Source organism: Catenovulum adriaticum, assembly GCF_026725475.1.
Lineage (GTDB): Bacteria > Pseudomonadota > Gammaproteobacteria > Enterobacterales > Alteromonadaceae > Catenovulum > Catenovulum adriaticum.
In genome coordinates this window covers 1,339,390-1,361,321 of the sequence record NZ_CP109965.1, presented here as the reverse complement: position 1 = coordinate 1,361,321, position 21,932 = coordinate 1,339,390, and the positions used below count along the sequence as shown (strand labels likewise).

Here is a 21,932-nt window from a genome sequence, read left to right as displayed (position 1 = left end):
CGATTAATAAAGCTTCTAATTTTTAATAAAATTCAGTGAATAAGATCAACTCATTTATAATTTATACAGAGATGCTTCTGACCACAAAAACTTACTATCAAGTTTCTCATCAGGCATTAAGCAGCGATCTTTTTTACCAAACCATTTATATCGATTTGACGCTAACAAACGATAAAAATAATCACGAATCACCGCGGGTACTACCTTAAACACCGACAATAAATACCAAGCACCAGATAAATCTTTAGTGACTTCAATTGCTGCATGCGTTCTTAAATAACAATGACCTTTTTTTATCAATATGAAAGAATCACATCCAGCGTCTGCTAATTTATACTCTGCCATTAATCTTTGTGCCGCAGGGCTTTGCATAGGCGCAAATACAAATTGATTAGCATAATCGCGCTTAATGATAAAATTAACAGCGCCATGACAAAAATTGCAAACGCCATCAAAAATAATAATATAGTGATTGTCCATAATGCTTACCTAAACCGAGTTTACCTTTGTTTATAATTTAAGCTGGAAAATGTCTTAGCCAAGGCAGAAATAGTTAGATTTAGCAATCTAACTAAGATATTTCTAACACGGCATATGGTTACACTGCAATTTACAGCAGGCTGCTGTATTTGAAAAGCTAACTTATTCAGTTCAATCCAAACTCCGGATGATGCTCAAAGTCATAAAATCGCATTACGCTAACTAACCACAACTCGGGTTAAGGTGTTGTATTCTAACTAATTGAATTGTTTAATCTTACAGCCTTGCATGGTTTTTAACGAGATTTCTTTGCGTGGATAAGGTAAATTAACGCGTCAATAGCTAGCCTCGGCTTTGGTTCCGGCATCGCACTGTCTCCCCCACCCATAGGGTTGTATGCAAAGGAATTTAACACAGTCCCCGAGAAAAAACGCCGTTTGATACATATTGATTAAACCGAGTTGAGGTTAATTAAGTTTATATACAGTCATTTAAATATAGCTATGTATATAAATGGGTTTATAAAAATTCAAAAGCATGATTAAAATTATTTTCTCAATGATATCTCTCAATACAACTTATTAATAAAACTAAATTTAACCTATTGTTTTTAAATAATTTTAAACATAACCCGCTATCTAGCATAGAAAATTATTATTTCAACAAAAACCTTAAAATTGCTTTTTATTTAAACTTTTTTGTATATTAAAGTTGACCTGTATAAAAAACCAGTATACTGTATATCCATACACACAACACTGTATGGATAACTAACAATGAATACCTATATATTGACTGATGCTGTAAGAAATACTCGTTTCTTTTCGACTAACTCGACTAGTGATCTATTTGAAATGCGATTTTGGGCTGGTATTGCAAGGCTACAAGAAGATAACCGCTGGCTTTGTGTTGTCGCACCAAAAAAAATGCCAAGTAAACAGCGTTTAGCGCAAGCTGGTATTCAACTAAACAGAATGTTAGTTATACATCCGCACGCAAATGACAACATTGCCAAAATATCTGAAAAAGCCTTAAAGTTAGGAAAATGCTGTGCTGTGGTAGCTTGGTTTGATGAATTAGAAAAAGCTGAAAGAAACAGCTTAATCGAAACAGCTCAAAGTTCAAATGCAGCTTGTATTATGATTAAACCAACAGGATCTAAGCGTAACTCAACCAATAATACAGTCATAAAAATCGCTTAGTGGCAGCGGGTTTCCCCCGCGTTTTTAAAGCTTTGCATGTTATAAATTAGCCTGATTACATGTTTTCACGCGATGTAAAATCGCTGCTACCTGAACCATCTTAACACCCTTGGGCCTTCGGGCCCTTTTTTATCACATTAATACATGAATAAATCGCGTTACGTGAACCAGACACCATAACCTAGCCCGTAGCAGCGGGTTTACCCCGCGTTTTTAAAGCTTTGCATGTATAAATTAACCTAATTACGTGTTTTCACGCGATATAAAATCGCTGCTACCTGAACCGTCTGTCTTCGGCTTTTGTATAATATTGATACATGAACCAGACACCATAACCTAGCCCGTAGCAGCGGGTTTACCCCGCGTTTTTAAAGCTTTGCATGTATAAATTAACCTGATTACGTGTTTTCACGCGATGTAAAATCGCTGCTACCTGAACCCTCTGTCTTCGGCTTTTGTATAACATTGATATATGAATAAATCACGATTGCTATAAAGTTTACAAAACCCCGAGTTCTGTTAAACGCTCTATTAAGTAACTCTGAGCTGTATATCTATCTGATAATTTTACATCTGGCCGGGCATGTAAAAAAAGTGGCATTGATATGCGCGATTGGGTTTGTCCTGCTCCCGTTGGGTTGATAACTCTATGGGTTGTAGACGGAAAGTAGCCATTTGAAGCTTCTTGTAACATATCGCCAGTATTAATAATTATATAACCAAAATCACTGGGTACATCAAGCCACTCCCCCGTTAAAGTTTTAACTTGTAAGCCTGGCTCATTAGCAGCAGGTAAAACCGTTAATAAATTAATGTCTTCGTGGGCGGCGGCTCTTATTGCACCAATGGTTTGATCTTTTTTAAGAGGGGGATAATGCAAAATACGCAGTAAAGTATTTTCGCTATTTTCAATCATGCTAGATAAGGGCTGAGTATAATGCTTTGAAACAATATTTGGAGATTCCGCTTCAACCCAAGTTAATAATGTTTGTGCTAACCGATTAGCTTTTTGATAATAATCCAGTGTTATTTGCGTTAAGTCTTCCGGACATTGACCCCAAGGGTAATAATGAAAGTATTCTTTTAAATCTTGATATTGTGCGCCTTTGGCAGTTTCAGCTTTGTTAGTTGAAAAAAATCCATCTTGTTTAGGCTGAGTAAATTCAAAATCATATTTATGAGTTGAATCAAAAAATTGCTGCCATTGCAGATATAAATCTTGAACTAAATTTTTTGATAACGGGTGATTTTTAAGCACTCCAAAGCCTGTTTGTTTAAGTGATTCAACAAATCGTTCGGCCGCTTCTGGTCCGTTATAATCAATGGCGGTTAATTCTATCATATCGTGAATTAGCTACGCTGAGTTAAGTTAAAGCAATTAGGTTAAGGTTAATCAAATAGTGGTTGATTAAATACAGTGAAAACCAAGCCATAAAACCCGCAATCACATCATCAATCATAATGCCAAAGCCACCATGCATATTTTTGTCGAACCAACTAATCGGCCAAGGTTTTAAAATATCAAAAAGGCGAAATAAGGCAAAACCTAAAACGATATTTAACCAAGTTGGCGGAAACAAAAAAAGGGCAATTAACAAACCAACTATTTCATCCCAAACAATACCAGGGTGATCATGTACATTTAACGAGCGTGCTGCATAACCACAAATCCAAGGCCCTATTAACATAAAAAATAGGGTGACCGCAAAATAAACTGGGGTCGAAAATAAACTCAAAATTAAAAATAAAGGAATTGCCGCTAACGTGCCAAATGTACCAGGCGCTTTTGGCGCTAAACCTGAGCCAAAACCAAATGCTAAAATATGAACCGGATGAAGACAATTAATAGTTTTAAATTCTGGACGAATCGAAAATTTAGACAAAATGTTGATATCCTGTTTGGCTGAGTTGAGTTGGCTTATTATTATGATTAACCACAAATGATTTGTCGGAACTTATTTCGCCAACACAAGTTAACGGTAAATCAAGTTGTTGGCTGAGTTGATTTAACTCATTTACGTTATCTGCGGGTACGGTAAAACATAGCTCATAGTCGTCTCCCCCCGTTGCTGCCAATTGCTGAGCTTTCGCTGCGGAAAACTGCGCTAATAGCGCCTCAGAACAAGGTAGTTTTGCTATGTCAATGCAGGCTCCAACACCAGACGCTTTTAAAATATGCTGTAAATCAGCTAATAGCCCATCGGATATATCAATCGCACTACTCGCAAGTCCTAATAACCGAGTACCTAACTCGACTCTGGCAGTTGGATAATTAAAACGAGCTAATAAAGCCTCTTGAATGTTTTGTGTTTTGGCTTTTGTCTTTTTCAACAAAATTTCTAATGCGCCTGCAGCATCTCCTAAGGTACCTGAGACAAATATTTTATCTTGTGCTTTGGCGCCAGAACGTTTGTGTGCTTTTTGATGATCAACTTCACCCATTGCATTAATTGTGATGCTTAAAGGCCCAGAAGTAGTATCTCCACCAATTAGATGAATATGATGTTCATTTGCCAACTCAAATAGCCCTTCGCTAAATTGAGCGAGCCAGGTTTGATTATCACTAAGAGCTTTAGGCAAACTTAACGCTAAACTAAACCACTTAGGTTTTGCCCCCATTGCTGCTAGATCACTTAAATTAGTGGCTAAACAACGATAAGCCAATGCGTGCGGATGAATATCAGGTAAAAAATGGGTACCACTATTTAGGGTATCTGTGGTGATCGCTAAAGAAGCGTTAGTGAGTTCAAAATTAGGGACAACTAACGCGCAGTCATCCCCTTTATCTAATTTGACACTTTGTGGCGTTTGGCCAACTTTAAAATAACGATTAATTAAATCAAATTCAGCCATAAATCATTTAACGCTTTATTTTCCGTGCGGACGAAGTTTTTTAACGGCTTTATCTAAAACACCATTAACAAATTTATGGCTTTCATCTGCGCCAAATGTTTTTGATATTTCAATAGCTTCGTTAATCACAACTCTATACGGCACTTCTGGACAATGTACTAATTCAAATACTGCCACTCGCAATATAGCTTTTTCAACCATATCGAGTTCTTCAAGGTCACGCGCTAAATACTCAGCGTAAGCTTTATCTAAATCACCTGAATTTTGCGCTGTGCCTAATACTAAATTACGATAAAAGTTAACATCAAAGCTTTTAAGATCGGTTTCATCTATTGTGCTTTCAATAATATCTTTAATCATATTTTTAGAGATTTGCCATCCATAAATTGATTGGGTCGCTAATTCTCTCGATCGTCTGCGGTGTGAAGGTTTCAAACTGAACTCCTGAGCAATGCAATTATAATTGGCTAACTAAATTGACCATTTCTAATGCACTTAAAGCAGCTTCGCCACCTTTATTGCCCATTTTTGTGCCTGCTCGTTCTATCGTTTGTTCAATTGAATCTGTGGTTAATACCCCAAAAGCCACTGGTAAACCAAAATCTAAAGAAACTTGAGCTAGGCCTTTGTTACATTCGTTGGCAACAAAATCAAAATGCGGTGTACCACCACGAATAACGGCACCCAATGCAATAATCGCATCATAATTTTTTGTCTCAGCAACTTTTTTGGCCACTAAAGGTAATTCATAAGCACCAGGACAACGAATAATCGTAATGTCTTTGTCTTCAACCTGACCATGACGTTTTAATGTATCAATTGCGCCTTCGACTAAACTTTCAACAATAAAACTATTAAAACGAGATACCACAATGGCAAACTTTTTACCTTGTGCTGAAAATGCACCTTCAATAACTTGCATCAGATAATTACCTTAAAATTTGTGCTGTAAAAATTGGCGCTAATTCTAACAAAAATTTGCCCCAACCTGTGAATATTTAATGGTGAAATACAAAAATAAATGTCGAATTAGCCAAAAAAGACTATTCGTCAACGTATTCAACTACTTCTAAACCGAAACCGGCTAAAGAATGATATTTTTTTTGTGAGCTCAATAAACGCATTTTGCCAACATTTAACGCCGATAATATTTGCGAGCCGACACCGACGGTGCGAGACGTCTGTTGCCAGCTATCGATTCGACGGACTGGTTTGCCTTCATCTTCAAGCTGATATCCGCTCACTTTAGCCATTAACTCTTCTGGCGTTTCATTTTTACCCAATAACAGCAACACACCACCTTCTTGAGCAATTCGTTCCAGTGAGCGACTCAGCGTCCAATTTTTGCTTTCGTCTCGGGTTGAGCCTAATAAATCAGCCAAAATATCTTTAACATGAACCCTTACTAAACTGGGTTTATCAGGCGTTAGCTCAGTATTTTTTAATGCAAAATGTACCTGACCATCGATCGTATCTTTAAAGGTAATTAAGTCAAATTCACCAAACTCAGTTGGTAATTTGCATTCTGCAATTTTTTCAATTGTAGTTTCTGTATTGTTTCTGTATTCAATTAAATCAGCAATAGTACCAATTTTTAAATCATGCTTTTGTGCAAATTTTTCAAGCTCGGGCCGGCGCGACATAGTACCGTCTTCATTTAAAATTTCGACGATAACACCAGCTGGTTCCAACCCAGCCAAACGTGCTAAATCGCAGCCTGCTTCTGTATGTCCGGCTCTATTTAACACGCCACCTTCTTGCGCCATAATCGGAAAAATATGACCCGGTTGTACAATATCTTCTGGTTTTGCATCGCGTGCGACCGCGGCTCTAACCGTGGTTGAACGATCTGCCGCTGATATCCCTGTTGTTACACCGGTGGCTGCTTCAATAGACAACGTAAAATTAGTACCAAATTGAGCTTGATTACGATCTACCATTAAAGGTAAATCAAGTTGCTGGCAACGGTCTTTAGTCAGCGTTAAACAAATTAAACCACGCCCATGAGTCGCCATAAAGTTAATTGCTTGTGGGGTACAATGCTGCGCTGCAACTATCATATCGCCTTCGTTTTCTCTGTCTTCATCATCCATTAATATAACAATTTTACCCTGCTGGATATCTTCAATTATTTCTGCAGCTGTGTTCAATTTCATTAATCTTGTACCTTATTTGATAAATCCACTTTTAGCCAATAACTCCATAGTTACACCAGAAGAAACTTGACTTGGGGCTGACATTAAACGCTCAAGATATCGGGCTATTACATCAACTTCTAAATTTACTTTACTGCCAACATGCCAGTCATTAATTGTGGTTTTTTCACTTGTATGAGGAATAATGGTTAACCTAAAATCACTCTCTTGAATATCATTTACGGTCAGGCTAATTCCATCCACAGTAATAGAGCCTTTTTGTGCGATATATTTAGCCAACTCAGCGGGCGCACTAATCCAATAATCAATGGCATTGGCATTTGGCGTAATGCGAGAAACATATCCGACACCATCCACATGTCCACTCACTATATGGCCACCTAAGCGACTAGTTGGCAAGCAGGCCTTTTCTAAATTCACCTCTGAACCAACCGACAAATCGGCTAATTTAGTTAGTTTTATCGTTTCCGCTGACACATCAGCTGAAAAGCTCTGTGAATCAAAATGGGTAACCGTTAAACATACGCCACTTACGGCAATACTATCGCCTAACTTAACATCATTTAAATCAAGGGATTGACTATTAACGACTAATTCAAAATCACCCGCTTTGGCGTTGATGGCTTGAATCTTTCCAACTGCTTCAATTATACCTGTAAACATGTGTTATTTGGCTCTTAATGTTAATCTTAAATCTGGGCCTATCTGGCGAACGTCTGCATATTGCCATTCAACGGCTTGGCTTAGCTCAGTTAAATTTGGCACATCTAATAAACCTTTCGTATTTTCGCCCATTAATTTAGGCGCCTGATAAATTATAAGTTCATCAACTAACCCTTGCTGAATCAATGCACCTGCTAATTTGGCACCGGCCTCAACCCAAATATGGTTCATCTGACAGGCACCCAACTCGAGCATTAATGCTGTTAAATCAATATTGTGGTCATTACCTGATAATTCAATCTGAGTGACGTGTTTAGGCCAATTTTGTTGGGGCGGTGTCACTTTAATTTTATTTTTAACGACAAAAACAGGTGTTTCGCTCGCAAAAATATTTAAATCAGGTGTCAGTTGTGACTGATTATCAATAATAATTTTTGCAGGTTGACGAATACTTTCTATTGGATAATCAGTCAAAGGAAAATCGCTTTCGCGCACATTCATTTGCGGGTTATCCGCCATAACAGTCCCTGAACCTGTTAGAATAGCACAAGCTTTCGCACGGTAAAGCTGAACATCTTTTCTGGCCTGATAACTGGTTATCCACTTACTTTCGCCCGATGCCATTGCTGTTCTGCCGTCTAAGCTAGAAGCCAATTTAACCTGAACAAAGGGACGCTTATGCGTCATCCGTTTATTAAAGCCCGGATTAATTTTTTTACAGGCTGACTCTAAACAACCTTGGTGCACTTGAATACCGGCATCACGTAGCATTTGAATACCACGTCCGCTTACCAAAGGGTTAGGATCTTCCATGCCAACAATTACAGTCGCGACGCCTGCTTTAATTAAAGCACTGGCACAAGGTGGCGTTTTTCCTGTGTGACTACAAGGTTCTAAAGTTACGTAAGCTGTTGCACCTTGAGCGGTGGCTTGGCTTTGTTCAACTTGGGTAAGTGCATTGATTTCGGCATGGGGTCCGCCAGCTTGAATGTGAAAACCTTCACCAATAATTTGATTGTTTTTTACAATCACACAGCCCACACAAGGATTAGGAGATGTGGTAAATCGTCCCCGTTCTGCTAATCGAATAGCCCTCGCCATGTAGTTCAAATCTTCCGGATAAAATAAGCTCATCTGTAATTGGCCTAGCGTTGAATTTTATTCAGCTTAGTTGTGTTTAGCCGTTTTATCATCTAAACCGGCAATTGCTTCACCAAACTCTTTGATATCTTGGAACGAACGGTAAACAGAGGCAAATCGAACATACGCGACTTGATCCACTTGTTTGATTTTTTCCATTAGTATATTACCAATTAACTTACTTTCGACTTCACGTTCGCCCGTTGCTCTTAGGGCCGATTCAAGTTGACTAATTAAAGTTTCAATTTGCTCTGTACTCACAGGTCGTTTTTCAAGCGCTCTCATTAACCCTGCTCGCAGCTTGTTCTCATGATAGGGTTCACGTGAACCATCTGTTTTTATAACTCTTGGCATCACAAGCTCAGCAGTTTCAAACGTTGTAAATCGCTCTAAGCAATCTAAACATTGACGACGACGCCTAACTTGATGGCCTTCCGCAACTAAGCGGCTGTCGATCACTTTGGTTTCCTGTGTTGCACAAAATGGGCAATGCATATCAAACCTTATAATTAAAACAGGCCGCATAAGCGGCCTGATTAGGTCAATTAATTCGATAAATCGACATTAATTCTATTAAGCGTAAACCGGAAGGCGCTTACAAATATCTAATACATTTTGCTTAACCGTATTAGTGACTTCTTCGTTTTCAATATTATCTAATACATCACAAATCCAACCCGCTAATGCTTTGGCATCATCTGCGTTAAAACCGCGACGAGTAATTGAAGGTGTACCGATTCTTAAACCAGACGTAACAAACGGTGAACGTGGATCGTTTGGAACTGAGTTTTTATTAACCGTGATATTTGCTTTGCCTAGTGCAGCGTCTGCTTCTTTACCTGTAATATCTTTGTCGATTAAATCAACTAAGAATAAATGATTTTCAGTTTTACCAGAAACCACTTTGTAACCACGCGCTTGTAATACTTCAACCATAGCTTGTGCATTTTTAACCACTTGCTGCTGGTACGATTTAAACTCGTCTGACATTGCTTCTTTAAAAGCAACCGCTTTAGCAGCAATCACGTGGCATAAAGGACCACCTTGACCACCAGGGAAAACTGCGCTGTTTAATTTTTTATAAATATCTTCATCGCCTTTCGCCGATAAAATTAAACCACCGCGCGGGCCAGCTAATGTTTTATGAGTCGTTGTGGTAACAACATCTGCATACTTCATTGGAGAAGGGTAAACATCAGCCGCAATTAAACCTGCAACATGCGCCATGTCTACTAATAAATAAGCACCAACTTTATCTGCGATTTCACGTAAACGAGCCCAATCAACCACTAAAGAATAAGCTGAGAAACCACCAATAATCATTTTTGGTTTGTGCTCTAAGGCTAACGCTTCTACCTGTTCATAATCGATTTCGCCCGTTTCTGGGTTTAATCCATACTGAATTGCGTTGTAATGTTTTCCTGAAAAGTTAACATGTGCGCCGTGTGTTAAGTGACCACCATGCGCTAAGCTCATCCCTAACACAGTATCGCCAGGTTGTAATAAAGCTTGAAAAACTGCACCATTGGCTTGCGAGCCTGAATGAGGCTGGACATTCGCGTAATCTGCACCAAATAATGCTTTTGCGCGATCGATTGCTAATTGCTCAACGACATCTACGTGCTCACAACCACCGTAGTAACGTTTGCCCGGATAGCCTTCAGCATATTTATTAGTTAGTTGAGAACCTTGAGCTTCAAGTACACGAGGACTCGCATAGTTTTCTGAAGCGATTAATTCAATATGTTCTTCCTGACGAACCGTTTCATCTTGAACGGCTTGCCATAACTCAGGGTCAAAATCAGCAATATTCATGTCACGTGTTAACATGGTTTCTCCTGTTAAAAAGCGCAGTAAATTTTAAAAGGCGCATTGTATAATTTTCTTCGGCTTATGCCTACTATTTGTTAATGGTTTTTATTGCATCATCAAACTGAAAAATTTTCAATCAATCATTTTAGCCAAAAAAAAAGCTGTGAATACAAATTCACAGCTTTAAAAAACATCTAGAGCTTGCAGTCGTTTGCTTACAAGCCTAATTTAGCCAGCTCTTTTTTTGCGATAACCGCGGGTAACGGTATATAACCATCTTTTTCAACAATATATTGGCCTGATTTTGATAAAACCATAGTGATAAATTCAGCCGTTAATGGATCAAGCGGTTTATTCGGATGCTTATTCACATACACATATAAAAAGCGTGACAGTGGATATTTACCAGCAACTGCGTTTTCAATAGTCGCATCAACATATCCACTTCCGCGTTTTGATAAAGGAACCGCTTTAACGCCCGAAGTGCGATAGCCTATACCAGAATATCCTATCGCATTTAACGAAGACGAAACAGATTGCACAACAGAAGCAGAACCCGGTTGTTCATTGACATTATTTTTGAAATCACCTTTACATAAAGCTTTAGATTTAAAATACCCATAAGTACCAGAAACCGAGTTACGACCAAACAATTGAATATCTTTACGATCCCAGTCACCCGTTAAACCTAACTCACCCCAACGTTTACTATCTGTGTTCGACCCGCACTTTAAAGTTGAGGAAAAAATAGCGTCGACTTGCTTAATCGATAGTCCTTCAATTGGATTATCTTTATTTACAAATACAGCCAGTGCATCAATTGCAACCCGCACGGCTGTTGGTTTGTAACCAAAGCGTTCTTCAAATGCTTCAATTTCTTTTGATTTCATCGAACGGCTCATAGGACCAAACTGCGCAGTGCCTTCCGTTAATGCTGGCGGTGCAGTTGATGAACCAGCTGCTTGCACTTGAATCATCACATTTGGGTATATTCTTTTATATTCTTCAGCCCAAAATGTCATCATATTGGCTAACGTATCTGAGCCTACAGATGATATTTTTCCTGAAACACCACTCGTTTTTTGGTATTCAGGTAAGTTATTATCAATCGCGCTGGCTTGACTGGTGATCAAGAAAGTCGTTAGAAAACCTACATACTTAATAATAGTTTTTAGATTCATACATGCTCCAATAGCCGATTTTATCTATATTTCTTGTGTCGCCATATGTTATGACAAATTCATTTCAAAAATATGACAGTCGGTAAAAAGAATTAGATATAGAAAACCACAGCAAGGCTGTGGTTTTTAGGTATTTTACTAAAATAAAGATAAGTTAACCTTAACCCGAGTTGAGGTTTAGTTAATAAAATTAAAATTTGTGTTCAAGCCCGAACGCAACTGTGGTACGGCGATCTTGGATAACAATATCGTTATTTTCGTAGTGATCATCATAGCTAAGCCATGCAAAAGCTTTCGTAGCACTGCCTAACTTATAATCAACACCGATAGAAGATGTGCTGCGCTCTCTATCACCATTAATTAATTGGTGCTGAACTTTATACTTAAATTCTCCACTTTGATAAGCCGCATTCAACAAATAGCCTGTCGCTGACTCACCTGAATTATTATTTTTTTGACGTTGGGCCATTGCACCTAAAGTAAATTGACCTAAAGATTTTTGCACGACAAAACGAACTCGGTCTTCGCCTTTTACATCATTATCCAAAGCCAAAGCTGAATATAAGCTGCTTTTCTTCAAATTTTTGTCGCCGTACATTAGGGCAGTTGACAAGCCAGCACTGTCTCGCTCAGCTGCGTCGTTTTCTTCCTGCGTTAAGTAAGTCACGCCTAACGAAAATTGGTTGTAGCTTGGTGAAATATAAGTAATTGAATCATTAGCTCTAATTTCGCCCGAAAACAATCTTTTAATATCGGCGTTATAATTGTTAAATAAATCGACTTTGCCTTGTGAAAATTTATGAGCTGTGTCCATTCGGCCTAATCTAACTTGCCCAAAGTGGCCTTTTAAACCAACATATTGATTACGAGCCGTGATGTTTTGTTCTTTAGACTCATCGGTAAAATCAACCCCGAACTCAGCTTGATAAATTGCAATTAAATCATTTTCCAGTTTAGCTTCACCTTTAACGCCAAACCTTGAACTATTGCTCTTTAAATCAGTTGCAGTTTCATCCGACTCTGAAAACTGCAGCGAAATATTTGCTCTGCCATAAACAGTTAATAAATCAGATTGAGCTTGAGCAGCCGTAGTTAACAAAACAGACGTTGCAAGCGCAGTGTAAAAAACAGATTTCATAGAGTCGTCCCACATTAAAAGTAACAGCTTAAGATTAGCGATAATTAAGCTTAATTCAAGCAACTTAGACTAAGTAAAGTTAAGCTTAATTTTGATAATACGAGAGATTATATTAACTTTATATGACACTTTTATTTCAAACTGAAATATAAATGTCATTTTATATTCATCTACATTTCATTTAACTGAAATATTTAATTAAATCAAAAATATAAAATTTAAACTTTCAGTTAATTTCTTAAGCTATCTTTTTAAACTGAGTTTGGCACGACCCGACTTAGGCTTTTCAATCTTTTTAGGTTTAGCAACTTGAATAAAAACTTTTTCTTTTTTTGTTTTGCTGGCGCTCGGATTTACGCTACTCACTTGCTCATTTACATCTGCTGTTTTAGTTGAGTCAGCAACTGCTTGGTTTATTTCGTGCATTTCTTGTTCTGTTAAATCACGCCATTGGCCTTTTTTTAAATCGCCTAATTTAACATTCATAATTCGTGTGCGTTTGAGTTTAACGACTTGGTAATCTAAATATTCGCACATGCGTCTAATTTGACGATTCAGGCCTTGGGTTAAAATAATTTTAAAGACAAAACGACTAACTTTTTCCACCTGGCAAGGTTGCGTCACTGTTTCCAAAATAGGAATGCCGGATGCCATTTTATCGACAAAATCTTGAGTAACTGTTTTATCAACTGTCACTATATATTCTTTTTGATGATTATTGCCTGCCCGCAAAATTTTATTAACGATGTCGCCGTCACTGGTTAAAAAGATTAACCCTTCAGAGGGTTTGTCTAGGCGCCCTATCGGAAAAATTCTCTCTCTGTGTTTAATCGCGTCAATAATATTGCCTTTAACATCACGCTCTGTAGTGCAGGTAATACCAACAGGTTTATTATAAGCAATATAAACCCTATCAACTTTACTTTTAGGGCTAGAAAATATCCGTTTCCCTTTTACCTCTACATAATCAGTTGGCATCACTTTGGTGCCTAATTCCGGCACTTTTCCGTTAATAGTTACGTTTTGTTGTTCGATCAACTTATCGGCTTCACGACGCGAGCAATAACCTGAATCACTGATAAATTTATTAAGACGAATGCCCTTCGATGAGTTCACAAAAAGCCCTACCATTTCATGTTAATTAAAATATAAATCCCACAAAAATGTGGGATTTATACGGCCAACTGGCTAAATTTAAGCATATGAGTTGTTATGCGTCTGGATCGTAATCCAAGTTAGGTGCTAACCAACGTTCAGCTTCTGTGAGTGTCATGCCTTTACGCTCAGCATAACTTTCAACTTGCTGCTGCTTAATTTTACCAACCGCAAAATATTTACTATCTGGATGAGCAAAATACCAACCACTAACGGAAGCGCCCGGCCACATAGCACAACTTTCAGTTAGGCTAATTCCAACTCGGTTTTCAACATCCAGTAACTGCCATAATAGCTTTTTCTCTGTGTGTTCTGGACAAGCTGCATAACCTGGAGCCGGACGAATACCTTGATATTTTTCACGAATGAGCATTTCATTATTTAAATCTTCATCCGGTGCATAACCCCAGTATTCGGTACGCACTTTAAGATGTAAATATTCAGCAAAGGCTTCAGCTAATCGATCGGCGATTGCTTTTACCATAATGCTATTGTAATCGTCGTGCTCAGCTAAAAACTCGTTCGCCCATTCATCGACACCAAAACCAGCAGTTACCGCAAAGCCACCTATGTAATCATCAATGCCTGAGTCTGCATCGGCAATATAATCACTTAATGCTCGGTTGTATTGGCCCGCTTTTTTCTCACCTTGGTTTCTTAAATGATGTACCCGCATTAACTCTGAGTTACGGTTTTCATCTTCAAAAATACTAATATCATCGCCCTGGCGCGCAGCCGCAAATAAACCAAATATACCTTTGGCTTTAATTTTGCCTTCACGCTCAATGGTATCCAAAATTTGATTAGCATCATTGAATAATTTTTGCGCCTCTTCACCGACTAATTCATGTTGTAAAATAGCAGGATATTTACCGCTTAGCTGCCAAGTTAAAAAGAAAGGTGTCCAGTCGATATATTGGCGAATATCACTGATAGATACATCTTGTAACTCAGTTATACCTAATTTTTTGGGTTTTACTGGTGTGTAATTTTCAAAAGACAACGGGAAGCGATTCGCTTGGGCTGCTTCGTAACTGACTAATTTGGTACGAGGTCCACGGTTAGCATGTTGTTCACGAACTCGCTCATATTCTTCATCTATACGCTTAACAAATGCCGGACGTAACTCTTTACTTAATAAAGATGATGCAACCGAGACACTACGAGAAGCGTTAGGTACATAAACTACCGGATGTTCATATTGCTGCTCTATTTTTACAGCGGTATGAGCTTTTGAGGTCGTCGCACCACCAATCAGTAATGGCAATTCAAAACCTTGGCGTTTCATCTCTTTTGCCACGTGAACCATTTCATCCAGCGAGGGTGTAATTAAACCTGATAAACCTATAATGTCACATTTTTCTTCAATCGCCGTTTTTAGTATTTTGTCTGCTGGCACCATGACACCTAAATCAACAATTTCATAGTTATTACATTGCAGCACCACACCTACAATATTTTTGCCTATATCGTGAACATCACCTTTCACCGTGGCTAATAAAATTTTCCCGTTGGTTTGGCCTTCTTCTTTTTGGGCTTCGATGTAAGGTTCTAAATAAGCAACCGCTCGTTTCATTACTCGGGCAGATTTGACCACTTGTGGCAAAAACATTTTGCCTTCACCAAATAAATCGCCTACTACATTCATGCCGTCCATTAACGGCCCTTCAATCACATGCAGTGGTTTTTCAGAAACTTGACGAGCGGCTTCTGTATCTTCTTCAATAAAATCAGTAATCCCTTTAACTAACGAATACTCCAAACGTTTTTTCACGTCCCAACTACGCCATTCCTGTGCGGCTGGATCTTCTGCTTTGGCACCACTGCCACGATAATTTTCTGCAATCGCGAGTAAGTTTTCTGTTGCTTCATCGGTTTTGTTTAAAACAACATCTTCAACCGCAGCTTTTAATTCAGCTGGAATATCATCATAAATAGCTAACTGACCTGCATTAACGATACCCATAGTTAGGCCATTTTTTATCGCATAATATAAAAATACAGCATGAATGGCTTCTCGAACGGGATCATTACCACGGAACGAGAATGATACATTTGAAACACCACCAGAGATCATTGCATGAGGTAAATTATCAGTAATATCTTTACATGCCTCAATAAAATCGACTGCATAGTTGTTATGCTCATCAATACCAGTTGCAACGGCAAAAATATTCGGATCGAAAATAATATCTTCTGGCGGAAATCCAACTTTGTTAACTAAAACATCATAAGAGCGTTTACAAATTTCATATTTGCGAGCGCGTGTATCTGCTTGGCCATCTTCATCAAATGCCATAACAATAACAGCGGCGCCATAACGTCTTAATAATTTAGCTTGTCCAATGAATTTTTCTTCACCTTCTTTCAGACTAATAGAGTTAACAATGCCTTTGCCTTGGATGCATTTAAGGCCCGCTTCTAAAATTTCCCACTTAGATGAATCAATCATAATAGGGACACGAGAAATATCAGGCTCTGAGGCAATCAGATTTAAAAAGCGCACCATCGCAGCTTGTGAATCTAACATGCCTTCATCCATATTAATGTCGATGATTTGCGCACCATTTTCAACTTGTTGGCGTGCAACATCTAAGGCTTCGTCATAAAGCTCTTCTTTTATTAAGCGTTTAAATTTAGCAGAACCCGTAATATTGGTTCGTTCACCAACATTTACAAATAACGAGCTGCTATTAATCGTAAGAGGCTCTAAACCAGATAAACGACAGGCAACTTCGCGCGGTTTAATTTCGCGTGGTGTCACCCCATTTACCGCTTTTGCAATCTCTGCAATATGTTCAGGGGCGGTGCCGCAACAACCACCCACAATGTTGAAAAAGCCTGATTCAGCCCACTCTTTAATATGAATGGCCATATCTTCCGGCGATAAGTCGTACTCACCAAACGCATTAGGTAAACCTGCATTTGGATGTACTGAAACAGCAAAATCAGATACTCGACTAAGCTCTTCAACATATTGGCGAAGCTCAGCTGGGCCTAACGCACAGTTTAAACCTATCGAAATTGGTTGAAGGTGGCGAAGCGAATTATAAAAAGCTTCTGTGGTTTGACCTGATAATGTTCGACCGGATGCATCAGTAATGGTCCCCGAAATCATAATAGGTAATTCGATACCCGTATTTTCAAATGCTTGCAAAACCGCAAAACCAGCCGCTTTAGCATTAAGCGTATCGAAAATAGTTTCTATTAAAATTAAATCGGCGCCGCCTTCAATTAACGCTTCTGTTGATTCCGTATAAGCATTAACCAATGCATCAAAACTGACATTACGAAAGCCGGGGTCATTTACATCAGGAGAGATAGAAGCTGTTTTACTAGTTGGGCCAATAACACCTGCGACAAATCTAGGTTTATCCGGGTTTTGAGCGGTAAACTTATCTGCTATACGACGAGCCAATTTTGCTGATTCAACATTTATTTCACGACTCAGAGACTGCATTTCATAATCAGCCATTGAAATCGTTGTTGAGTTAAAAGTATTGGTTTCAATAATATCAGCCCCTGCTGATAAATAATCGCTGTAAATTTCTTCGATAATTTCAGGCTGGGTCAAACTTAATAAATCGTTATTCCCTTTAACATCTAAATGCCAGTCAGCAAAACGCTCGCCACGGTAGGCTTGTTCGGTCAGCTTGCGGTTTTGAATCATAGTTCCCATACCGCCATCTAAAACTAGGATTCGCTCTTTTAATAGCGATTTAATAACCTGACTGACTTCACTCTGTTTACTCATACAATACCTTCTCAAAACCTTTATATTGTTGATAATTCGCGTTCATCAACTCAATGTATATTTGTTGTTATACAGGCCTGTAATAAAATAAAAACCTGTATTTTACTTGATTCTTGAAAATGCAAAAGCGCCAACCTGTGGCGCTTTTTTCATTCAACCTAATTACCTAAACTTAGCTTTGCCCGGATAATTGAGACAAATCAAATGGTGTCGCTTGATACACATAATGATTTAACCAATTGCAAAACAGTAAGTTACCATGGCTTCGCCAGACATTATTTGGCGCTAATTGCGGATTGTCATCCGGAAAATAATGTTCCGGTATCGCTGGTTCTAAACCAGTTTTAACATCACGTAAATATTCATCTTGTAGCGTGGTTGCATTATACTCTGGATGTCCAGTAATAAATACACTTCGTCTGTCTTTGCTGGCAACTAAAAAAGCGCCGCCTTCATCACAGCTAGCTAAAACATTCAATTTATCATGCGCTTCAAGTTCCTCAAGTGGCACTTGTGCATAACGTGAATGTGGCATATTAAAAACGTCATCAAAACCCTGAGTTAAAGGCTCAAGTGGATCTAAGGTTTTGTGTTTAAATACACCTGAAATTTTTTCGTCACGTAAAAAACGATTTAAGCCATATTGATGATACAAAGCCGCATGTGCCGCCCAGCACAAATATAACGTAGATTGTACATGTTGCTGTGCCCAATCCATAATTTCTTTCATTTTATCCCAGTATTTTACCTCGGTATAATCAATTAAACCTAAAGGTGCACCTGTAATAATTAAGCCGTCATAATTTTTTTTGTTCTTTTTTATATCATCAAATAAATGATAAAAAGCAGACATATGTGACTCTGGTGTATTTTTAGAAACATGCATATCAATACGCAGCAAATCAATATTCACCTGCAATGGTGAATTTGCTAATAAACGCATTAATTGAACTTCGGTTTCAATCTTGTTTGGCATTAAATTCAGAATGGCTAACTCTAACGGCCGAATATCTTGACTTTGCGCTCGACTGTCAGACATTACAAAGATGTTTTCCTCACCCAAAACTTGGATCGCGGGTAACTGATCAGGAATTTTGATAGGCATCTATTATGGCTCCAGACTGATTTAAAGAAGGTGAATTGTTGCTGGATTTGCCGCTTTTGTCAAATAGTTTACGTCTAGACGTCTAAACGTCTAAATATAAGCAATTAGTTTGCGGTAAATTGTTAACACCAAAGCCTCTTTTTAAACGGTAAAAAACGTCAAATACAGATTTCTGGTAGTCTAAAATGAATAAATAGTAAACGTTATACCCTAAAAAACAAAAACTATAACAGCATTTCAACATATAATATTGATTGTGTTGAACTAAGGTTATACTATTTGCCTTTGATTAATATTTTAGTAATAACTGAAGCTTATTAGCGATTCTAATGTACAGATTTGTCGTCGTACTAAAGAGGTAAACATGACTCAAAATAATCCATTTGACTATTCGTCAGTTAATATCCGTCAACAATTTCAGGTGAGTTATGATTATCCAGTATTATTTACCCGGCAAAGTTTTAATGTAAGCAACGATACCTTATTTAAGCTCATTGATAACTTACATGAATCTCCTAAGCTATTACCTGTTATTGATTCTGAGGTGGCAAAGCATCAACCTGAATTAATCGCACAATTAAAAAATTATTATAAAACCCATCAAATCCCTGTATTGCCTGAAATTATTATTCAAGGCGGCGAAGCTTGTAAAAATGATGAACTATTATTAGATACTATTTACCAAGCTGTAGAAACACATGCAATTGACCGACACTCATATATTTTAGTAATCGGCGGTGGTGCTGTGGTTGATGCTGTCGGCTTTGCAGCTGCAACCGCCCACAGAGGGATTCGTTTAATTAGAATGCCAAGCACAGTTTTAGGTCAAAACGATGCCGGTGTTGGCGTTAAAAACGCAATTAACTACCACAAACGCAAAAATTATTTAGGCACTTTTGTCCCCCCTTTTGCAGTTGTAAACGACTTTGATTTACTCGATTCTTTATCTAACCGCGACAAGCGGTCTGGTATTTCCGAAGCCATAAAAGTGGCATTAATCAAAGACCAACGCTTTTTTAATGAGCTTTATCAAGCCCGCCATTTATTAGCTCAATTTGAAGATGTCTCCATGGAAAACATGATTATTAAGGGCGCAAAATGGCATTTAAATCATATCGCAAACAGCGGTGATGCCTTTGAATATGGTAGTGCGCGTCCATTAGATTTTGGTCATTGGTCTGCACATAAACTGGAAGAATTATCGAATAATGAACTAAGACATGGTGAAGCCGTTGCCATTGGTATTGCAATGGACAGCATTTATTCGTTCAAACTTGGCTATTTAAGCGAGCATGAATTAAAACAAATTTTATCATTGCTCGATGTGTTAGGTTTTGAGTTAAATCACCCTGCCCTACGTAAATTAAATGTAGAGCAAGCACTTAACGAATTTAAAGAGCATTTGGGCGGTCGCCTATGTATTACTTTATTAAACGGAATTGGCAAAGGTTTTGAAGTCAATGAAATTGATATTCAAATCATGGCGGATTCAGTTAAATGCATTCAATCTGAGCAATATTGCCAGCTGATTGAGCAAGTAGCATAATGTTAAAATCGATATTACAACTAGTTAGAGCGCCAAATGGATTAACCGCAATAAGTAATATAATTGCGGCCTCAGTAATTGCTAGTTCTGGTCAAGTCAACAGTAGCCTAGTAATTTTGGTGCTGGCTAGTCTCGCTTTTTATTATGGCGGTATGGCGCTTAATGATTGCTTTGATTACAAAGAAGATTTAGCAGAACGTGCAAACCGACCGCTCCCCAGCGGACAAATCTCACTAAAAATAGGCTGGCTGTTTGGCTTAGGTTTAATGGCCGCAGGTTTATTATTAAGCGCTTATTTTTCATGGCCTAATTTAATTCCTTTTTACGTTGGGTTTGGGTTAGCCGCTTGTATTTTGCTTTACAACAGTGTTTTTAAAGAAGGCTTAGCCGGTTCTATTATGATGGGCTTTTGTCGTTATTTTAATTGGCTATTAGGCGCAAGTTTTGTTGTTTTTACGTTTCAATCAAGCGAGCAAGTTTTACCTCAAAGTATCTATTTAATTGCCCTACCCATTTGGTTTTATATCACTGGCTTAACCTTTTTGAGTAAGCAAGAGACCCAAGCTAAAAATCGTAATGCATTATGGCTAACCTCTGGATTATTGCTAGCCACGGCAGCCAGCTTATTTATGTTGCTGTTTTATGTATTAGGTGAATCAATTCAAACTCAATTAATCGGTAGTGGTTTAATTGTGGTTTGGCTTATTTTAATGCTGAAACGTTTAATACCGCTTTGGTTTAACTTCACGCCTGATAACATTCAAAAAATGATCATGTTTATGATTATTGGTGTAATCCCACTCGATGCGCTAATGTTGGCTATTTCCGGATATTACATTTGGGCATTGGTGGTACTCGCTTTATTGCCACCCTGTCGTATCTTAAGTAAATATTTATACATGACCTAAAAATGAATAATTTAGTGACAAAAATTTCCGAACAGCTTTCGCCGTTATTAACAGATGAACAACAGTCTTGGTTAACAAAAGCAATTAAGCTAATTAAGCAAGCTAAAACCCATGATGATTTAGAACTTGAGCTACTCAATCAATCGGTTTTTGTTAAAAGAAAGTTCACCCAAGAAATTGATTTTTCAGCTGAGTTTAACGCATTAAACTTAGCTCAGTTAGTTAGACTGCTATTAATTAAAAACGCGCTTGAAACCGACAAAAAAATAACGTTTGAGTCACAAACAGAGGTCACAACCAAACTATTAAAAAACTACTATCAGTTTGGCGATGAAAGTGAAAAATGTGCTTTACTAGCAAGTTTAATCTGGCTTGATCCTCAAGGTCTAGCCGTACAAACGGCAATTAAAGCTTGCCGTTGCAATAGCTTAATTGAGTATTCAGCGATTGCACTTAATAACCCCTACCCAGCTGAATATTTTCCGGAACTTAATTTTAATCAGTTGGTCTTAAAATCTTTATTTATGGGCTTAGATATTAGCCAAATAACAAACTTAAAAAACAGGCTAAACCCTAAGTTATCTAACATGTGTTTTGCTTACGCAATTGAGCAAGCACTGGCAGACAGATTGCCTCCGGCTTCAATTTGGCAAGCCGTTATTTTTAACCAGCTTGATAACAACAATCAAAGCCAGGTTCAACAGTACCTTAAGCATTTTATGCATCAAGATGCTCAGCATCAGGCACAAATAAATCAACAGCTTCATGAGCAAAATGCGCTCTCATTGTTAGATTAATATAAGTATCAACGCTTATGCCGGCACGCATTAGCATTAATA

The 21,932-nt window shown here is 38.0% G+C and carries 20 protein-coding genes; 4 read left to right on the top strand and 16 right to left on the bottom strand.

What is annotated here, in order from left to right:
• Nucleotides 1-54: 54 nt before the first annotated feature.
• Entirely contained in the window at nucleotides 55-480 is a 426-nt protein-coding gene (locus OLW01_RS06155) for a thiol-disulfide oxidoreductase DCC family protein (RefSeq protein WP_268075853.1), read from the bottom strand.
• A gap of 776 nt (nucleotides 481-1,256) precedes the next feature.
• On the opposite strand from OLW01_RS06155, the gene OLW01_RS06150 reads away from it, so the two are divergent.
• On the top strand, nucleotides 1,257-1,682 hold the full coding sequence (locus tag OLW01_RS06150; RefSeq protein WP_268075852.1) for a SulA-like leucine-rich domain-containing protein: 426 nt from the start codon (nucleotides 1,257-1,259) through the stop codon (nucleotides 1,680-1,682).
• 499 nt (nucleotides 1,683-2,181) lie between these two features.
• On the opposite strand, the gene OLW01_RS06145 is transcribed toward OLW01_RS06150, so the two are convergent.
• From OLW01_RS06145 to metA, 15 genes are all read right to left on the bottom strand, one after another.
• Nucleotides 2,182-3,021, bottom strand: coding sequence for a 2OG-Fe(II) oxygenase family protein (locus tag OLW01_RS06145; RefSeq protein WP_268076168.1), 840 nt, complete (start codon nucleotides 3,019-3,021; stop codon nucleotides 2,182-2,184).
• Between the two features lie 25 nt (nucleotides 3,022-3,046).
• Complete coding sequence (locus OLW01_RS06140) at nucleotides 3,047-3,574, bottom strand: phosphatidylglycerophosphatase A family protein (protein WP_428980184.1); 528 nt, start codon at nucleotides 3,572-3,574, stop codon at nucleotides 3,047-3,049.
• A complete protein-coding gene (gene thiL / locus OLW01_RS06135; RefSeq protein WP_268075850.1) occupies nucleotides 3,558-4,535 on the bottom strand; it encodes a thiamine-phosphate kinase in 978 nt (325 codons plus the stop codon). Before thiL ends, OLW01_RS06140 begins: the two co-directional genes overlap by 17 nt.
• A gap of 15 nt (nucleotides 4,536-4,550) precedes the next feature.
• A complete protein-coding gene (nusB, locus tag OLW01_RS06130; protein WP_268075849.1) occupies nucleotides 4,551-4,970 on the bottom strand; it encodes a transcription antitermination factor NusB in 420 nt (139 codons plus the stop codon).
• A 22-nt stretch (nucleotides 4,971-4,992) separates the two neighbouring features.
• Nucleotides 4,993-5,457 (bottom strand): 6,7-dimethyl-8-ribityllumazine synthase, encoded by a 465-nt coding sequence (gene ribH, locus OLW01_RS06125; RefSeq protein ID WP_268075848.1) that lies wholly within the window; start codon nucleotides 5,455-5,457, stop codon nucleotides 4,993-4,995.
• A gap of 121 nt (nucleotides 5,458-5,578) precedes the next feature.
• Entirely contained in the window at nucleotides 5,579-6,691 is a 1,113-nt protein-coding gene (ribBA, locus tag OLW01_RS06120) for a bifunctional 3,4-dihydroxy-2-butanone-4-phosphate synthase/GTP cyclohydrolase II (protein ID WP_268075847.1), read from the bottom strand.
• Nucleotides 6,692-6,703: 12 nt separating this feature from the next.
• Entirely contained in the window at nucleotides 6,704-7,354 is a 651-nt protein-coding gene (locus OLW01_RS06115; protein ID WP_268075846.1) for a riboflavin synthase, read from the bottom strand.
• 3 nt (nucleotides 7,355-7,357) lie between these two features.
• The gene (gene ribD, locus OLW01_RS06110) at nucleotides 7,358-8,488 is read right to left on the bottom strand and encodes a bifunctional diaminohydroxyphosphoribosylaminopyrimidine deaminase/5-amino-6-(5-phosphoribosylamino)uracil reductase RibD (RefSeq protein ID WP_268075845.1); all 1,131 of its coding nucleotides are present in this window, start codon (nucleotides 8,486-8,488) and stop codon (nucleotides 7,358-7,360) included.
• 33 nt (nucleotides 8,489-8,521) lie between these two features.
• Nucleotides 8,522-8,989: a transcriptional regulator NrdR gene (nrdR, locus tag OLW01_RS06105; protein ID WP_268075844.1), complete on the bottom strand. Its 468-nt coding sequence runs from the start codon at nucleotides 8,987-8,989 to the stop codon at nucleotides 8,522-8,524.
• Between the two features lie 78 nt (nucleotides 8,990-9,067).
• A complete protein-coding gene (gene glyA / locus OLW01_RS06100; protein ID WP_268075843.1) occupies nucleotides 9,068-10,324 on the bottom strand; it encodes a serine hydroxymethyltransferase in 1,257 nt (418 codons plus the stop codon).
• Nucleotides 10,325-10,521: 197 nt separating this feature from the next.
• Entirely contained in the window at nucleotides 10,522-11,487 is a 966-nt protein-coding gene (locus OLW01_RS06095; protein ID WP_268075842.1) for a PstS family phosphate ABC transporter substrate-binding protein, read from the bottom strand.
• A gap of 190 nt (nucleotides 11,488-11,677) precedes the next feature.
• A complete protein-coding gene (locus OLW01_RS06090) occupies nucleotides 11,678-12,625 on the bottom strand; it encodes a porin (protein WP_268075841.1) in 948 nt (315 codons plus the stop codon).
• A 243-nt stretch (nucleotides 12,626-12,868) separates the two neighbouring features.
• Entirely contained in the window at nucleotides 12,869-13,756 is an 888-nt protein-coding gene (rluF, locus tag OLW01_RS06085; protein WP_428980176.1) for a 23S rRNA pseudouridine(2604) synthase RluF, read from the bottom strand.
• 79 nt (nucleotides 13,757-13,835) lie between these two features.
• Entirely contained in the window at nucleotides 13,836-17,534 is a 3,699-nt protein-coding gene (metH, locus tag OLW01_RS06080; protein ID WP_268075839.1) for a methionine synthase, read from the bottom strand.
• 172 nt (nucleotides 17,535-17,706) lie between these two features.
• Entirely contained in the window at nucleotides 17,707-18,639 is a 933-nt protein-coding gene (gene metA, locus OLW01_RS06075) for a homoserine O-acetyltransferase MetA (protein ID WP_268075838.1), read from the bottom strand.
• Between the two features lie 364 nt (nucleotides 18,640-19,003).
• On the opposite strand from metA, the gene OLW01_RS06070 reads away from it, so the two are divergent.
• The 3 genes from OLW01_RS06070 to OLW01_RS06060 are packed head-to-tail and all read left to right on the top strand — an operon-like array spanning nucleotide 19,004 to nucleotide 21,890.
• On the top strand, nucleotides 19,004-20,185 hold the full coding sequence (locus OLW01_RS06070) for a 3-dehydroquinate synthase (protein ID WP_268075837.1): 1,182 nt from the start codon (nucleotides 19,004-19,006) through the stop codon (nucleotides 20,183-20,185).
• On the top strand, nucleotides 20,185-21,093 hold the full coding sequence (locus OLW01_RS06065) for a UbiA family prenyltransferase (protein WP_268075836.1): 909 nt from the start codon (nucleotides 20,185-20,187) through the stop codon (nucleotides 21,091-21,093). The genes OLW01_RS06070 and OLW01_RS06065 overlap by 1 nt, the downstream gene beginning before the upstream one ends.
• 2 nt (nucleotides 21,094-21,095) lie before the next feature.
• The gene (locus tag OLW01_RS06060) at nucleotides 21,096-21,890 is read left to right on the top strand and encodes an EboA domain-containing protein (RefSeq protein ID WP_268075835.1); all 795 of its coding nucleotides are present in this window, start codon (nucleotides 21,096-21,098) and stop codon (nucleotides 21,888-21,890) included.
• Nucleotides 21,891-21,932: the final 42 nt, after the last annotated feature.

Coding starts and splice junctions, on each gene's coding strand:
- OLW01_RS06155 (WP_268075853.1), bottom strand. CDS start 480: ATGGACAATCACTATATTATTATTTTTGATGGCGTTTGCAATTTTTGT.
- metH (WP_268075839.1), bottom strand. CDS start 17,534: ATGAGTAAACAGAGTGAAGTCAGTCAGGTTATTAAATCGCTATTAAAA.
- ribH (WP_268075848.1), bottom strand. CDS start 5,457: ATGCAAGTTATTGAAGGTGCATTTTCAGCACAAGGTAAAAAGTTTGCC.
- OLW01_RS06150 (WP_268075852.1), top strand. CDS start 1,257: ATGAATACCTATATATTGACTGATGCTGTAAGAAATACTCGTTTCTTT.
- OLW01_RS06065 (WP_268075836.1), top strand. CDS start 20,185: ATGTTAAAATCGATATTACAACTAGTTAGAGCGCCAAATGGATTAACC.
- nrdR (WP_268075844.1), bottom strand. CDS start 8,989: ATGCATTGCCCATTTTGTGCAACACAGGAAACCAAAGTGATCGACAGC.
- ribBA (WP_268075847.1), bottom strand. CDS start 6,691: ATGAAATTGAACACAGCTGCAGAAATAATTGAAGATATCCAGCAGGGT.
- thiL (WP_268075850.1), bottom strand. CDS start 4,535: ATGGCTGAATTTGATTTAATTAATCGTTATTTTAAAGTTGGCCAAACG.
- metA (WP_268075838.1), bottom strand. CDS start 18,639: ATGCCTATCAAAATTCCTGATCAGTTACCCGCGATCCAAGTTTTGGGT.
- ribD (WP_268075845.1), bottom strand. CDS start 8,488: ATGAGCTTATTTTATCCGGAAGATTTGAACTACATGGCGAGGGCTATT.
- OLW01_RS06060 (WP_268075835.1), top strand. CDS start 21,096: ATGAATAATTTAGTGACAAAAATTTCCGAACAGCTTTCGCCGTTATTA.
- OLW01_RS06090 (WP_268075841.1), bottom strand. CDS start 12,625: ATGAAATCTGTTTTTTACACTGCGCTTGCAACGTCTGTTTTGTTAACT.
- OLW01_RS06095 (WP_268075842.1), bottom strand. CDS start 11,487: ATGAATCTAAAAACTATTATTAAGTATGTAGGTTTTCTAACGACTTTC.
- OLW01_RS06115 (WP_268075846.1), bottom strand. CDS start 7,354: ATGTTTACAGGTATAATTGAAGCAGTTGGAAAGATTCAAGCCATCAAC.
- OLW01_RS06070 (WP_268075837.1), top strand. CDS start 19,004: ATGACTCAAAATAATCCATTTGACTATTCGTCAGTTAATATCCGTCAA.
- rluF (WP_428980176.1), bottom strand. CDS start 13,756: ATGGTAGGGCTTTTTGTGAACTCATCGAAGGGCATTCGTCTTAATAAA.
- glyA (WP_268075843.1), bottom strand. CDS start 10,324: ATGTTAACACGTGACATGAATATTGCTGATTTTGACCCTGAGTTATGG.